Consider the following 14617-nt stretch of genomic DNA (forward strand, 5'->3'; position numbering starts at 1 on the left):
GACATGCTCCAGTCTAGGGAGGTACTACGGGGGAGGATGCTGAAAGCGCTTTGAGGACGGCGTCGGATGCTGAAATTTTCGCCGCAACAGCAGATCAACACAAAACCCTGTAGGCGCGAGCTGGCTCGCACCTACAGGCACCGTCATTGTTTCAGCGACCCCAGCAAACCCTGAAGAAAGCGTTCCCCGGCCTCCATCTGACTGACCTCGATAAACTCATCCGGCTTGTGCGCCTGCTCGATCGAACCCGGCCCGCACACCACCACCGGCACATCCAGACGCTGCTTGAACAAACCGCCTTCCGTGCCAAAAGACACCTTGGACACACCGGTATCCGGCGCGGCGAAGTTTTTCAGAAAGCGCACGGCTTCGATGCTTGGATGCGTGTCGAGCCCGGGATAGACGTTCAGCGTTTCGATCTCGATGGCGGCGACGCTCGACAGTAAACGCGCCTCGCGTACGATCAGCTCGGCGCGCTCCTGCATCTGCGCGAGAAACTGGTCCAGATCATCGGCCGGCAAGTTGCGCACCTCGAAGTCCAGAGTGCAGAGATTGGGCACGATGTTCAGGGCGCGCCCGCCACCAATCTGACCAACATGCACCGTGGTGTAAGGCACGTCGTAATCCGTATCCTGGGCGCCCTGCTCCTGCAATTGGCGCTGACTGTCGCGCAGTGCGGCGATAAAGTCGCAAGCCACGTGAATCGCATTGACCGAGCGAGGCGCCAGTGAGGAATGCGCTTCCAGGCCACGACAGTAGGTGCGATAGGAGCCCTTGCCCTTGTGCCCGAGTACGAACTGCATGTTGGTCGGCTCGCCAATCAGGCACAGAAACGGGCGCACCGGGGCCAGATGCAAAACGTCGAGCAAGCGCCGCACACCGACGCAGCCGGTTTCTTCGTCGTGGGACAATGCCAGTTGCAAAGGCCGGTTCAGCGAATGGTCGGCAGCGTCGAGCATCGCGTCGATGGCCAAGGCAATGAACCCTTTCATGTCGCAACTGCCGCGCCCGTAAATTCGCCCGTCCTGCAGCGTCGCCTGAAACGGCTCAAGCGTCCACGCCTGCCCTGCCGCCGGCACGACGTCGGTGTGCCCGGACAGCAGGATACCCGGCAAGCCTTGCGGGCCGGTGCTGGCGAACAGATTGGCTTTCCTGCCGGTTTGGTCTTTGACGATCAGCGACTCGATGCCCTTGCTCAGCAGCAATTCGCGGACGTAGTCAATCAGGGCCATGTTCGACTCCGAAGAGACTGTATCGAACGCCAACAAACGCTTGAGAATCTCCAGTACGCGCGGCTTCATGAGGCTTTGCTCCGTTGCTCGGTCAGGGTGGCGAACCGGCGGATGGAGAACGGTTCAATCGAGGTGCTGGTGCTGCCGGTGCTGATCAGTTCGGCCATGACGTCACCCACGCCAGGGCCGAGCTGGAAGCCGTGACCGCAGAACCCGAAGGCATAGAACAAACCGTCAACCGTGCCGCTCGGTCCCATGATCGGCAAGGAGTCTGGCAGATAACCTTCAATGCCACTCCAGACGCGGATGATGTTCAGATTGCCGACACCTGGCAGCAGGCGCCGCATCTGTTCCATCTGATTGAGCAGGCTGCGCGGCTCGAAATAGGCGCGGCGATTGAGCATGTCCGGCTTGCTGCGGTAGCCGCCACCAATGACGATGTTGCCGCGCGGAATCTGCCGAAAATAGATCACTTCCTCGGCGATTTTGGTGTAAACGCCAATCACCGTCGGCAACGCGTAAGGCACCGGCTCGGTCACGGCCATTTGCGGGCCGTGGGTGTCCAGCGGCACCGGTTCGCCGAACTGTTGTGACAGCTTCTGCCCCCACGCACCGGCAGTAATCAACAACTGCGCCGCGCTGAACTGGCGGCCATCGGTGGTGCTGACGCGAAAATCGCCAGCAACCTTTTGCACTTCGGCCACTTCAGTCTGTTCTTCGATCCGCGCCCCCAGACGCCGTGCTGCCCGGGCAAAGGCCGGTGCCGCCAGGCGTGGATTGGCGTGACCATCGTGCGGAGCGTAAGAGCCGCCCTTGACGTCCGGGCCGAGGAAGGGAAAGCGCTCATGCAACGCTTTGCCACGGTAGATTTGCAGATCCAGTTGCGCCGCTTCCGGCGCGTTGGCATACGCCTCCAGTTCGGCAATTTCGTCGTCGCGATAACACACGCGCATGTGCCCGCTGGCGATGAACTCCAGGTCGTCATCGATCAGTTCCGGCAAGCGCTTCCACAATGCCCATGAACGGTTGGCCAGTTCCAGTTGCCCCAGATAGCGGCCCTGACGACGGACGTTGCCGAAGTTGACACCGCTGGCGTACTGGCCGATCTGGTCACGCTCAAGCAGGATCACCGAGTGCCCGCGACGACGCAGGAAAAACGCTGCCGCCGAGCCCATCAAGCCACCGCCGACAATCACCACATCAGCTTTTTCAACAGTCATGGCGACACCTCCTCGGTGAACATCGAAAGCGGTTTGACCGGCGCCTGGCCGCGTTGTCGACCGACCTGCTGCACGCTGACACCCGCCGCTGCCGCGATCACCTCGGCCCCGGCCTGGGAACAATAACGGCCCTGACAGCGGCCCATGCCGACCCGGCTGAATGCTTTGGCACGGTTGACCTCACAGGCGCCCTTCTCGCTGACAGTGCGGCGCAGTTCACCGGCGCTGATCATTTCGCACCGACAGACAATGGCAGCGTCCGGCAACGCCGCGGCTTGCTGCGCAGGCCAGGGAAAGGCTTGCGCCAGGCCAAGACGAAACTGATCCATCACCACCAGCGCCTGCCGTTGTTGCTCACGCAGACCGGCGTTTACCGGTTGGTTCAAATCTTCCAGCAAGGCCATGGCCACCAGTCGCCCGGCGTGCTCAGCCGCATCGGCACCGCGAATTTTCGCGCCGTCGCCGGCAGAGTAGACACCGCTGACCGACGTGCGCCCCGCTTCGTCGACCGCCAGCCACCACTGGCCGGACGCCTGGTCAAACGCCATCCGGCATCCCGCCAGATCCGCCAGCTGAGTTTCCGGACGCAAGTGATAACCCAGCGCCACGGCGTCGCAATCCAGACTCAGCGTTTCACCTTTACCGGTGCGTATCCGCACGCCGCTGACACCGCTGGCTGCATCACCCAGGACCTGCAACGGCTCGACGCCGAGGTGCACCGGTATCTTTGCCCGATACAACTGCGCCAACAATTTCATCCCGGTCAACAGCACGCCGGGGCGCGCGAGCAATTTCGGCAGTGCGCCGATGCGCTTGTGCAGCGGCGAGGTGTCCAGCACCGCAGCTACCGTCGCCCCGGCTTTCACATACTGACTGGCCACCAGATACAGCAACGGCCCGCTGCCCATGAACACAACGCTGCGACCAATCGACACCGCTTGCGACTTGAGCGCAATCTGCGCCCCGCCAAGGCTGTAAGTGCCCGCCAGTTGCCAGCCTTCAATCGGCATCAGCCGGTCAGTGGCGCCCGTGCAGAGCAGCAACGCGTCGTAATCCAGCGTCGAGTGCCGGCCCTGACTGACGCAGCACAATTGTCCCGGCGTGAGGTTCCACACCAGGGTGTCCGGACGATAGTCGATCCGCTCGCGCAGGCGATCAAAGCTCTCATGCAGGTCTTGCGCCTTATGCGCTTCGCTGCCGTACAGCGTGGCGTAATTGCGGGTGAATCCCTCGGGCTGGCGACGATAGATTTGTCCGCCGTCGCGGCGATTTTCATCGATCAGCGTCGGTTTGAAACCGGCCGCCACCAGCGTTTCGGCACAACGAATGCCCGCAGGCCCGGCGCCGACAATGACTATGCGTGCAATGGCCATTTTGCCTCCGGTTGCGTGGTGACAATGTCCAGGCCTTCACGCACTTCATTGGAACAGGCGCGCAAACGCTCGCCGCTGCGCGTCCAGACCCAGCAATCCTGGCAGGCGCCCATCAGGCAAAACCCGGCGCGTCGACCTGAATCAAACTCCGATTGACGCAAGGCATTGCCGTGAGTCAGTAAGGCAACCATCAACGTGTCACCCTGCAACGCTTGCACCTGCGCACCATCCACCGTCAGGTTGACGCTAGGTCGCCCCTGTTCGGCCAGCCTTACAAAACGCCCGCTCATGCATAGGCTCCCTGACTCAGATTGATGACATCGCGCTGGGTTTTCAGCAGTTCGATGCTGTCGTGGTGACAGAGAATTTCACTGCCGCCGTCAATGTTGCGACGCGCAGGCGCGCTGCGATTGCACAGGCCATCGACCCGCACCGGACAGCGGTCGAGGAACGTACACAGTTCTGGTTCGTCGGATCTGGCCCCCACCGGCGGCAGTTCCCCACACGTCGTGCCGCAATTCTCCAGCCAGCCCTGGCGCAGTTCCGGGACAGAATGAATCAGCAAGTCGGTGTAGGGGTGAAACGGCGGCTGGGCAAATGCCTGACGCGTCCCGGCCTGAACTTTGTGGCCGCTGTACATCACCACAATGTCATCGCACAGCGCGCGCACGGTGGAGATGTCGTGACTGATAAACAGGTACGAAACACCCAGCTCCTGACGCAGATCGCGCAACAGTTCGAGAATCGCCGCACCCACCACCGTGTCCAGTGCCGAGGTCACTTCATCGCACAGGATCAAGTCCGGTTTTGCCGCCAGCGCACGCGCCAGGTTGACCCGTTGTTTTTGCCCGCCGGACAGTTCATTCGGCCGACGTTCGGCCAGGGTTCGGGGCAAACGCACCAGATCGAGCAGTTCGCCGATTCGTTCGTGCAACGCCGCGCCTTTGAGGCCGAAATACATTTTCAGCGGCCGACCGAGGATGGTGCTGACACTGTGCATCGGGTTAAGCGCGGTATCGGCGTTTTGAAAGACCATCTGTATCCGTCGGAACTGCTCATCGGTGCGCTCGGACAGGCAGCCGCCGAGTGGCTGACCATCGAAGGTCAACCCGCCCAGCGCCGGACACAGCAACCCCGCCACCACCCGCGCCAGCGTCGACTTGCCGGAACCGGACTCACCGATCACGCCGATTGCCTGCCCGCGACGCACGGTCAGATCAATGTCTTCCAATACGCGGATCGCCGGCATGCCGTGCGTGTTCTTGTTGCCGTAGCCTGCGGTCAGGCCTTTGATGGTCAGCAGCGGTTGCTTTTCAGCAATGCCGCAGGGTGGCCGGATCGAGGTGTCCGGGCGCGCGGCGGCCAACAGGCTGCGGGTGTATTCATGGGACGGCCCCTTCAACAACGGCGCGGTAGCGCTCTGTTCGAATATCTGGCCGCCATTGAGCACCACAATCTGGTCAGCCATTTGCGCCACCACCGCCAGATCGTGGGACACGTAGACAGCGGTCGCACCTCGTTCGCGAACCACCCGTTTGAAGGCACGCAACACGTCGATCTGGGTGGTCACATCGAGGGCGGTGGTCGGTTCATCGAGGACCACCAGCAACGGATCGCTGATCAGCGCCATCGCCGCCATCACCCGCTGCAATTGCCCGCCCGACACCTGATGCGGATAACTTTGGCCGATGCGCTCAGGGTTCGGTAATGCGAGGTCGCGAAACAACGCGATGGCTTTGGCTTCGAGCACCGCACGGGTGCCCAAACCGTGAATCAATGCGCCCTCCACCACTTGATCGAGCAGTCTTTTTGCCGGATTGAACGCGGCCGCCGCGCTTTGCGCGATGTACGACACACGGTTGCCGCGCAGTTTTTGCAGTTCTTTTTCGCTGAGGGCCAGCATGTCGTGCTCACCGACCTGCACCACTCCGCCGGACAACCGGCAGCCACGCCGGGCGTACCCGAGCAAGGCCAGGGCGATGGTGGTTTTGCCCGACCCGGACTCACCGATCAGCGCCAATACTTCGCCTTTTTCCAGAGCGAAACTCACGCCTTTGACGATTTCGCTTTCACCGCGCTCGCCACACGCGACCACCCGCAAGTCTTCGACTCGAATCAATTGGCTCATTTCAATGACCTCCCGAACGGCGACTGCGGCGAGACGACAGCCTGTCGATAAACAGATTCACGCCAATGGTCAGGGTGCCGATTGCCAGTGCCGGAATGACGATGGCCGGCGCGCCCTGATTGAGTCCACCGATATTTTCGCGCACCAGCGAGCCAAGGTCGGCGTCGGGTGGTTGCACGCCCAGGCCCAGGAAGCTCATGCCACTGAGCAGCAACACAATAAAGCCGAAGCGCAGGCCCAGATCGGTCAGCACCGGGTTGAGCATGTTCGGCAGGATTTCCACACAGGCAATGTACAGGCGCCGTTCGCCACGGGTACGCGCCACTTGTACGTACTCCAGAGCCTCGATGTTCACTGCCATGCTGCGGGCAATGCGAAAGGCCCCGGGAGCGAAGCTCAGCACGGCGGTGCATACCAGCAACATCACCGACGAACCAAACGCCGAGACCATGATCAGCGCGAGCATCTTGCTCGGGATCGAGATGAACGCGTCCATCAGGCGACTGATCACTTCGTCCAGCCATTTTGGCGACACCACCGACAGCAGCGCGCAACTGGTGCCCAGGCCACTGGCCAATATCGCCGCAATCAACGCCAGGCCCACCGTGAAGCGGGCGCCGACGAGCACGCGGCTGAGCATGTCACGGCCCAGATAATCCGTGCCGAACGGGTACAGGGCACTGATGCTGTCAAAGACATTGTCCGACACCACTTCGCCCACCGGATGGGGTGCCAGCCACGGGCCGAACATTGCCACCAGCAACCACAGAAGGCACATTGCAGCACCGATCAGACCCAGCCAGGCCGGGCCATGGGACACCTTGCCCACCGACAGGTCGGGCGCTGAAGGCGTCGATTTCACAATGAGATTGTTCATTGGTTTCGCAGCCTCGGGTTGGACAGAATGGCGCACAGGTCGGCGAGCAGCACCAGCCCCAGGTACGCTGTACAGAACAACATGGTGCAGGCCTGAACCAGTGCCATGTCACGGTTGGTCACGGCATCGACCATCAGGCTGGCGATACCGGGATAGTTGAAGATGGTCTCGACGATGACCACCCCGCCCAGCAGGTAGGAAAGGCTCAGGGCGATGGCGTTGGCAATCGGCCCGATCGCGTTGGGCAAGGCGTGCCGCAGTACGATACGAATCGGGCTGACCCCTTTGAGCCGGGCCATTTCCACGTAAGGACTGTCGAGTTGATCGATCACCGCTGCGCGGGTCATGCGGGCCATTTGCGCGACGATCACGCAACACAGGGTCATCACCGGCAACGCGTAAGTGCGCATGAATTGCCACGGTGAAGTGATGTCGCTGGCATAGGACAGCGCCGATAACCAACCCAGGTTTACCGCGAAGATCAGCACCGCCAGGGTCGCCACCAGAAACTCCGGAACGGCGACCATGGCCAGGGTAAAAAAGCTCAACAGGCTGTCGAGTCGCCCGCCCCTACCCATCGCCGAACCGATGCCCAGAATCAGCGCCACCGGTACCGAAACCAGTGCGGTTGCGCCGGCCAGCATCAAGGTGTTGGGGACGCGCCCGGCCATCAGCTCACCCACCGGCATGGCGTTGGAAACCGACAGGCCCATGTCGCCACTGAGCAAGTTCATCAGCCAGTGCAAATAGCGCAACACGCCGGGCTGATCGAGTCCCAGTTTCAGGCGCAACGCCGCGACCTGCTCCGGCGTGGCGAACTGCCCCAGCGATTGTTGCGCGGCGTCGCCCGGCAATACCGCCGTGATCGCGAACACGACCATGGACACAATCAACAACGTCACGATCGCGGCGCCCATGCGCCTACCGATCAACCACAAGGTGTTGCTGTTCATCGCCTGTCCTCCTGCACTGTTACTGCCGCTCAAACCGACGGCTTATCAAGCGTCCAGCCAGACCTGCTCGGCGAACATGTAACCCATGAAGCCGCCCAGCGGATTGCTGCTGTAGCCTTTGATGCGTTGGTCAACGCCATCGATGTTGCTGATGAATACCGGCACGCCGATGCCGCTGTGGTCGTGCACCAGCGTTTGCATATCGGCGTACATCTTGCTGCGCTTGGCGTCGTCGGTTTCGGCGCGGGCGAGCATCAGCAATTGGTCGAACTGATCGTTCTGCCAACCGGACTCGTTCCACGGCGCTTTCGACTGGAAGAACTGCGAGAACATCACGTCGGCGTTCGGCCGCGGGTTGATGTTGCCGAAGCTCAGCGGGTGCTTCATCCAGTGGTTGGACCAATAGCCGTCGCTCGGCAGACGGTTGACGTCGAGTTTCAGCCCGGCCTGTTTCGCCGATTGCTGCAACAGCACCGCGATATCCACTGAACCGGTGGCGGCCGGCGATGCGACCAGCGGCATGCTGATGTTTTCCATCCCGGCTTTCTTCAGCAGGAACCGGGCTTTTTCCGGGTCATAGACGGTTTGTGGCAGGTCGGCGTTGTAATAGCGCGAACCCGGCGCAATCGGATGGTCGTTGCCGACCACGGCAAAGCCACGGAACACCGCCGATTTGACCTGCTCGCGGTCGAGCAGATACTTCATCGCCTGGGTGAATTCGGCGCTTTTGCCGGGCATCTGATCCTGACGAATGATCAAATCAGTGTAGTTGCCCGAAGGCGCATCAACGACCCGATGCTTGGCACTGGCTTTGATCCGGGTGGTAGAACGCGGATTGACCTCGTTGATCATGTGTACGTCGCCGGAAAGCAGCGCGTTGACCCGCGACGGTTCGTCACCAATGGCGATGAACTCGATTTCGTCGAGGTACGGCAGGCCTGGTTTCCAGTAACCGGTGTTGCGCGCAGCCACCGAACGCACGCCCGGTTTGAATTCCTTGACCTTGAACGGCCCGGTGCCGATGCCCTGATTGAAGTCGGTGGTGCCTTCGGGAACGATCAGCAGGTGCGACACCGCGAGAATCGACGGCAGCTCTGCGTTGGGGGCGCTCAGGCGGATCTGTACTTCGTTGGTGCCGGTAGCCTTGATCTCGACGAACTGCTCCATCAGCGGCATGACTTTCGAACCGGTGAGCGGGTCCTTGTGTCGCGACAACGAAAACACCACGTCGGCGGCGCTCAGGGTCTTGCCGTTGTGGAAGGTCACGTCTTTGCGCAGGGTGATGGTCCACACGGTGGCGTCGGTGTTGTCGATACGCTCGGCCAGTTCCAGCTGTGGCACCAGATGCGAGTCGAATCGGGTCAGGCCGTTGTAGAACATGTAATGGCGCACATAGTCGGTGGACAACGCGCCTTTGGCCGGGTCGAGGGTGTCCGCCGTGGAACTGGACATCCCGGCGACACGAATGCGCCCGCCCGGTTTGCCTTTGCCCGGTGTTGCCGTTTCATCGGCGAACAGCTTGCCCGCGGCGCCAAACAGGCTGCTGGCGCCCGCCGCGGCAACCCCCGCGACACCGAGCATTTGCAGAGCATGACGGCGTGACATGCCACGATTGAGGCCCTCGAAAACCCGCAGGCTTTCTTCGCCGGAGATCAGGGGTGAGTCGTTCTTGTTGTCAGTCATATCAGTGCTACCTGTCGAAGATGAGAAGGCTCGAGTGTTCCGGTTGACCGGAACGTCCTGAAACGCAAACGACGGTGACGCTACAACAGCAACTCAATGCAGATAATCCTGAAAGCGGTAATACGCGCCCACGAACGGCAAAAACCACGGCTTGCCGAAATGCCCGGGGATGGCTGGCCATTCAAGTTCGCGCCATGGATTGGCCTCGACGTTACCCGCCATCACCTCGGCCATGACCTGGCCCATGTGTACCGACATCTGTACACCGTGGCCGCTGTAACCCATGGAGTGAAAAACCCCGCCATGCTGACCGGCCCGAGGTAGCCGATCGGAGGTCATGTCGACCAGCCCGCCCCAGCAGTAGTCGATTTTCACCTCGGCCAATTGCGGGAACATCTGCACCATGGCGGCTTGCAGGACCTTGCCGCTCTTGGCGTCGTTGACGCTGTCGGACATGGCGAACCGCGCGCGGCCGCCAAACAGCAAACGGTTGTCCGGGGTCAGGCGAAAGTAGTTACCGATCATGCGGCTGGTGACATAGGCACGACGACACGGCAGCAATTGGTCGATCAACGCGTCTGGCAATACCTCGGTAGCGATGACGAAACTGCCGACCGGAACGATGCGCCGCCGATACCAGCTCAAGCCGCCGTGTTGACAGGCGCCAGTGGCGAGCAGCACCTGCCCGGCGTGCAGCGAACCCTTGCTGGTATTGACCTGATAGCCGCCGGCCCTGGCCTTCCAGTCCAGTACCGAAGTGCCTTGATGGATCAGAGCACCGTGCCGCGCCGCCGCTTCGGCCAAGCCGACGCCGAAGCGGCCGACGTGCATTTGCACGCCGTTGCGTTGCAGCAGAGCGCCGTGAAACTGTGCCGAATTCACTTCAGCGCGGGTCTGCTCAGCGGACAACAACTCGACATCGGCATCGACCTCACGACGAATCAGCTCACAAGTGCGCGCCAGGCCTTCGTAGTGCATGGGTTTGGCGGCCAGTTTCAGCTTGCCGTTGCGGATCAGGTCGCAGGCGATCTGCTCCTGTTCCACCAGCGAAACAACACTTTGCACTGCTCGCTCATACGCCTGGTAATAGGCGCGCGCCTTGTCCGCACCGAGGCTGGCACTGAGGCCGGCGTAATCCTGGGCCACTCCGGTGTTGCATTGCCCACCGTTACGCCCCGAGGCTTCGCCGATCACTCGCCCGGCTTCGAGCACGACCACACTGGCACCCTTGAGCGCCAAGGCGCGGGCCGCCGCCAACCCGGTGAAACCACCCCCCACGACGGCCACATCGACCTGCGCGGGCAATGCGCCGAGTTGCCCACCGGTGAAAGCCGGCGCGGTGTCGAGCCAGTAGGATTCACTGCCCATGTCTGATTCGCCTATGCCAGAAAAAAAGCCGATGCCGATGCAACTCAGAGACCGACCAGCGCCGGCAGTCCGCCGATGTCAGTGATCTGCTGATAGCCGTAAAACGCATTGCCCGGAACTTCGTGACCACGGGCGACGAAGGCCTTGTTCTTGATCTTCATGTCGTGTGCCGGCATCAAGTCGTAACGGAAGCTGGAGGACACATGCAAGATGTCTTCCGGGCCGCAGTTGAGGTTGTCGAGCATGAACTCGAACGCCGCCAGGCGTGGCTTGTAGGCTTGTGCCTGTTCAGCGGTGAAGACCTTGTGAAACGGCGCGCCGAGTTTGTCGACGTTGGACATGATCTGACTGTCGCTGGCGTTGGAAAAAATCACCAGCGGGATCTTGTCGGCAATTTTCGCCAGACCGGCCGGCACATCCGCGTGTGGGCCCCAGGTTGGCACGGCGTCGTAGTACAGCTGACCTTCGTCGCGGTACTCGACGCCCCAACGCTTGCAGGTACGCGCCAGTGCTGTCTTGAGAATCTCGTCGTAAGGCATCCAGTCGCCCATGACCTGATCCAGGCGATAAGCCGAGAAATCCTTGACGAACTGGTCCATCTGCTCCGCTGGCACGCGATCGGCGAAGAGTTCGCGCGTCATGGTGCCCATGTGGAAATTGGTCAGCGTACCGTAGCAGTCGAACGTAATGAATTTGGGACGAAGAAAGCTCATTGGGTGCGATCCTGAAGTTCGTTGAGGTCATGGCGCGGCCAGCATTCGCTTGATTGGCAAGCGGTGATGCAACGCTGCAGCACACCGTCATTACAACACTGTGAATTCAGCAGATGGCGTTAAAAGCGACCTCTGCTCGATACAAACCACCGTTTTGGCCACCTGCCTCAGCAGACTTTGCGGCTCGCTCCAGCCTTGGGCAAACCCTGTATTTGTGCGCCCTTATGGACCTCCTTTGGCTGTTTGCGCGCTGGTTTTGCGGCATTCACCGCAGAAACTACGCCGAGCAAAACGAAAACGGGCGCGTCCCTAAGGACGCGCCCGTTCGCGACTGATGCAAGCGTTACTGATGCCACTGGATGACCCGATCTCTGCGAGCGCGAACCTGCTCGCAAAGCGCTGTGTCAGGCAACATCAATGTCGCCTCAGGCGCCCTCTTCGCGAGCAAACTCGCTCCCATGGCTTGATCGGCATTACTGAACAATATCGATCAGCACACTCTTGAAGCGCAGATTGGCCTCGAACGCCTCGCGCCCCAGGTCCTTGCCGATACCGGAGCGTTTATAGCCACCGGTGGGCAGGATGTAATCGTTACTGCGCCCGTAACGGTTGACCCACACCGTCCCCGCCTCCAGTTTGCGCACCAGGCGCAAGGCGCGATTGATATCAGCGGTGTGTACGCCCGCGGCCAGACCGTAAGTGGCGTGCGCAGCCAGACTGAGTGCCTGCTCCTCGTCATCGAACGCCTGCACCGTCAGCACTGGCCCGAAGATCTCTTCGCAGACCGCCGGATTCTGATTGTCGACGCCGGTCAGCAACGTCGGTTGATAGTAAGCACCGCCCATTTCTTCAAACAGTCCGCCGCCGGTCAACACCTCGGCCCCGGCCTGGCGCGAACGCTGAACGATGCCATCGATGCGACTGGCCTGCAGACGCGAAATGATCGGCGACAGCGTGCTTTGCGACGACCACGTAGGGCCGGGACGCAGCGTCTCGAAGTAAGTCTGCAAGTGCGCCAGGAAGGGTTCCATGATCGAGCGTTCAATCAACAGCCGTGAGCCGGAGACGCACACCTGGCCAGCGTTACCGGTAATTGCCAAGGCCACGGTGCGCGCGGTTTTGGCAATGTCGGGGATATCGGCGAAGACCAATTGTGGACTTTTGCCACCGAGTTCCAGTGTGACCGGTTTGGGCCCGACCAGCGCGCACGTCGACATGATGCTCGAACCGGTTGCCGTGGAGCCGGTGAACGTCACTTTACCCACACGCGGATGCCGGCACAGTGCGTCGCCCGTCACACGGCCATCCCCCTGCACGACGTTGAAGATGCCGGCCGGCAGCCCGGCGAGCAACGCCAGTTCAGCAAAGCGCAGACTGGAGAACGGCGTCAGCTCTGAAGGTTTGAGCACCACGGCATTGCCCGCAGCCAAGGCTGGCGCGACCTTCCAGGACGCCATGCTCAGCGGAAAATTCCATGGTGCGATGGCGGCGATCACCCCATAGGGTTCTGCAATCTGCATGCCCAGGCGATCAGTCTGGGTGGCGGCGACCTGACCGCCATGCTTGTCCGCCAGCTCGGCAAAAAAACGAATGCCTTCGGCCACATAGGGAATATCCCAGGCAATCACATCTTTGTGCGGGCGGGTTGAGCCGACAGCTTCCAGAGGCGCAAGAATCTCCGCGTCCGCCTCAATCAGATCGGCCCAGCGCCGCATCACCCGCGCTCGCTCGCGCGGTGGACGGCTGGCCCAGTCACTGCGATTGAAGGCCTGCCAGGCATTATTGACGGCTTCGTCCACCAGGTCGGCATCCGCCACCGGCAGTTCGGCATAGACCTGGCCGTCGGAGGGGCGAACCACTTCCAGCCCTGAATGCGCATCGCGGTATTGACCGTCAATGAAGTGGGCGCTGCGAACAGCGATAAGGCGGGGATCGAAGCTATTCATGGAGCACTCCAGAAGAGGGGCCGGCGAGTCATTACTCAGGCCTCCATCGTAGAAAAAAAGCCCAAGCATTTGCTGCCGACCTTGCCGTGCAAATAAGTAGTAAGTGTGGTCTTGCGGGCATCGTCTCGCCGAATCTGCCGAATGCGCGTTCGCCCCTTGTCAGCGCTTCACACAGATGGGATACAGGCACCATCGCGCCGCAAAACCGGGCGCTCGCGCACATTGTTCAACGGAGACTCGCCATGTCCGCCTCACACCCGTCCGCTTATGTTTATCGCCCGATGACCGCCGCCGATCTCCCCGCCGCCCATGCCTTGTCCGTGCAGCTGAAATGGCCGCATCGACTGGACGACTGGGCGATGCTGCAACGGGTCAGTGCCGGTTTCGTCGTGCTTGATGGCGAACGGTTGATCGGTACGGCATTCGCCTGCCCGCAAGGTGATTTCGCCACCATCGGGCTGGTCATCGTCAGCGACGACTACCAAGGCAAAGGCATCGGGCGCCAGTTGATGGAGCAAGCCCTCGATGCCTGCCAGGCGCGAACGCCCATGTTGAATGCGACCCTCGCCGGTGCGCCGCTGTATGCCAGTCAGGGTTTTGTCGAGTTTGGCAGGATCCAGCAACATCAGGGCCAGGCGCACGCACCGGCGCTGAGTGCGCTGGCCGAGGGCGAAGCATGTCGTGCCCTGACGGGCGCGGATCAGCAACAACGGTTGACGCTGGCGAACGCGGCCAGCGGCCTGGATCGGCGCGCTGTGCTGGACGACCTGGCGCCGGTGGTGGAGCAGTCCGTCGGCATTCAACGCGACGGCCAGTTGCGCGCCTTCGCGCTGATGCGCCCGTTCGGACGCGGCCGCTGCATAGGCCCGGTGGTTGCTGAAAACCTCGAACAAGCAAAGTACTTGATCGGCACATTGTTGAACCAAGTACCGGACGCCTTTGTGCGCATCGACATTCCGGCCGATTGTGGCCTCGCCGAATGGCTGGAAACAGCCGGACTCAAGCAGATCGACACCGTCGCGCAAATGGCCCGAGGCACGCCTCCTGCGGCCGCCAATGGCATGCGCCAGTTTGCTCTGGTTACCCAAGCCATCGGTTGATTGCGCTGTTGCAGTGCCTCAACG

The 14617-nt window shown here is 61.4% G+C and carries 12 protein-coding genes; 1 reads left to right on the forward strand and 11 read right to left on the reverse strand.

Annotated features, from left to right (window positions below; genetic code table 11):
• Positions 1-143: 143 nt before the first annotated feature.
• From argE to ACI514_RS12985, 11 genes are all read right to left on the reverse strand, one after another.
• Positions 144-1301 carry an acetylornithine deacetylase gene (argE, locus tag ACI514_RS12935; RefSeq protein ID WP_405123989.1) on the reverse strand — a complete coding sequence of 386 codons (1158 nt, stop codon included), beginning with the start codon at positions 1299-1301 and terminating at the stop codon, positions 144-146.
• The gene (locus tag ACI514_RS12940) at positions 1298-2452 is read right to left on the reverse strand and encodes an NAD(P)/FAD-dependent oxidoreductase (protein ID WP_405123990.1); all 1155 of its coding nucleotides are present in this window, start codon (positions 2450-2452) and stop codon (positions 1298-1300) included. Before ACI514_RS12940 ends, argE begins: the two co-directional genes overlap by 4 nt.
• On the reverse strand, positions 2449-3825 hold the full coding sequence (locus ACI514_RS12945; RefSeq protein ID WP_405123991.1) for an FAD-dependent oxidoreductase: 1377 nt from the start codon (positions 3823-3825) through the stop codon (positions 2449-2451). The genes ACI514_RS12940 and ACI514_RS12945 overlap by 4 nt, the downstream gene beginning before the upstream one ends.
• Positions 3807-4115, reverse strand: coding sequence for a (2Fe-2S)-binding protein (locus tag ACI514_RS12950; protein WP_160057519.1), 309 nt, complete (start codon positions 4113-4115; stop codon positions 3807-3809). The genes ACI514_RS12945 and ACI514_RS12950 overlap by 19 nt, the downstream gene beginning before the upstream one ends.
• Positions 4112-5953 carry an ABC transporter ATP-binding protein gene (locus ACI514_RS12955; protein ID WP_405123992.1) on the reverse strand — a complete coding sequence of 614 codons (1842 nt, stop codon included), beginning with the start codon at positions 5951-5953 and terminating at the stop codon, positions 4112-4114. The genes ACI514_RS12950 and ACI514_RS12955 overlap by 4 nt, the downstream gene beginning before the upstream one ends.
• 1 nt (position 5954) lies before the next feature.
• Positions 5955-6830, reverse strand: coding sequence for an ABC transporter permease (locus tag ACI514_RS12960; protein WP_016987772.1), 876 nt, complete (start codon positions 6828-6830; stop codon positions 5955-5957).
• Positions 6827-7783, reverse strand: coding sequence for an ABC transporter permease (locus ACI514_RS12965; protein ID WP_077572462.1), 957 nt, complete (start codon positions 7781-7783; stop codon positions 6827-6829). Before ACI514_RS12965 ends, ACI514_RS12960 begins: the two co-directional genes overlap by 4 nt.
• Positions 7784-7828: 45 nt before the next feature.
• A complete protein-coding gene (locus ACI514_RS12970) occupies positions 7829-9466 on the reverse strand; it encodes an ABC transporter substrate-binding protein (RefSeq protein WP_160057516.1) in 1638 nt (545 codons plus the stop codon).
• A gap of 93 nt (positions 9467-9559) precedes the next feature.
• Positions 9560-10834: an NAD(P)/FAD-dependent oxidoreductase gene (locus ACI514_RS12975; protein ID WP_405123993.1), complete on the reverse strand. Its 1275-nt coding sequence runs from the start codon at positions 10832-10834 to the stop codon at positions 9560-9562.
• Between the two features lie 44 nt (positions 10835-10878).
• Entirely contained in the window at positions 10879-11547 is a 669-nt protein-coding gene (locus ACI514_RS12980; RefSeq protein WP_405123994.1) for a haloacid dehalogenase type II, read from the reverse strand.
• A 473-nt stretch (positions 11548-12020) separates the two neighbouring features.
• Positions 12021-13493, reverse strand: a complete 1473-nt coding sequence (locus ACI514_RS12985; RefSeq protein WP_016987767.1) for an aldehyde dehydrogenase — start codon at positions 13491-13493, stop codon at positions 12021-12023.
• A gap of 242 nt (positions 13494-13735) precedes the next feature.
• Between ACI514_RS12985 and ACI514_RS12990 the strand changes: the two genes are divergently transcribed.
• Positions 13736-14593 carry a GNAT family N-acetyltransferase gene (locus ACI514_RS12990; RefSeq protein WP_405123995.1) on the forward strand — a complete coding sequence of 286 codons (858 nt, stop codon included), beginning with the start codon at positions 13736-13738 and terminating at the stop codon, positions 14591-14593.
• Positions 14594-14617: the final 24 nt, after the last annotated feature.

This window comes from Pseudomonas sp. M20 (assembly GCF_045037865.1).
Lineage (GTDB): Bacteria > Pseudomonadota > Gammaproteobacteria > Pseudomonadales > Pseudomonadaceae > Aquipseudomonas.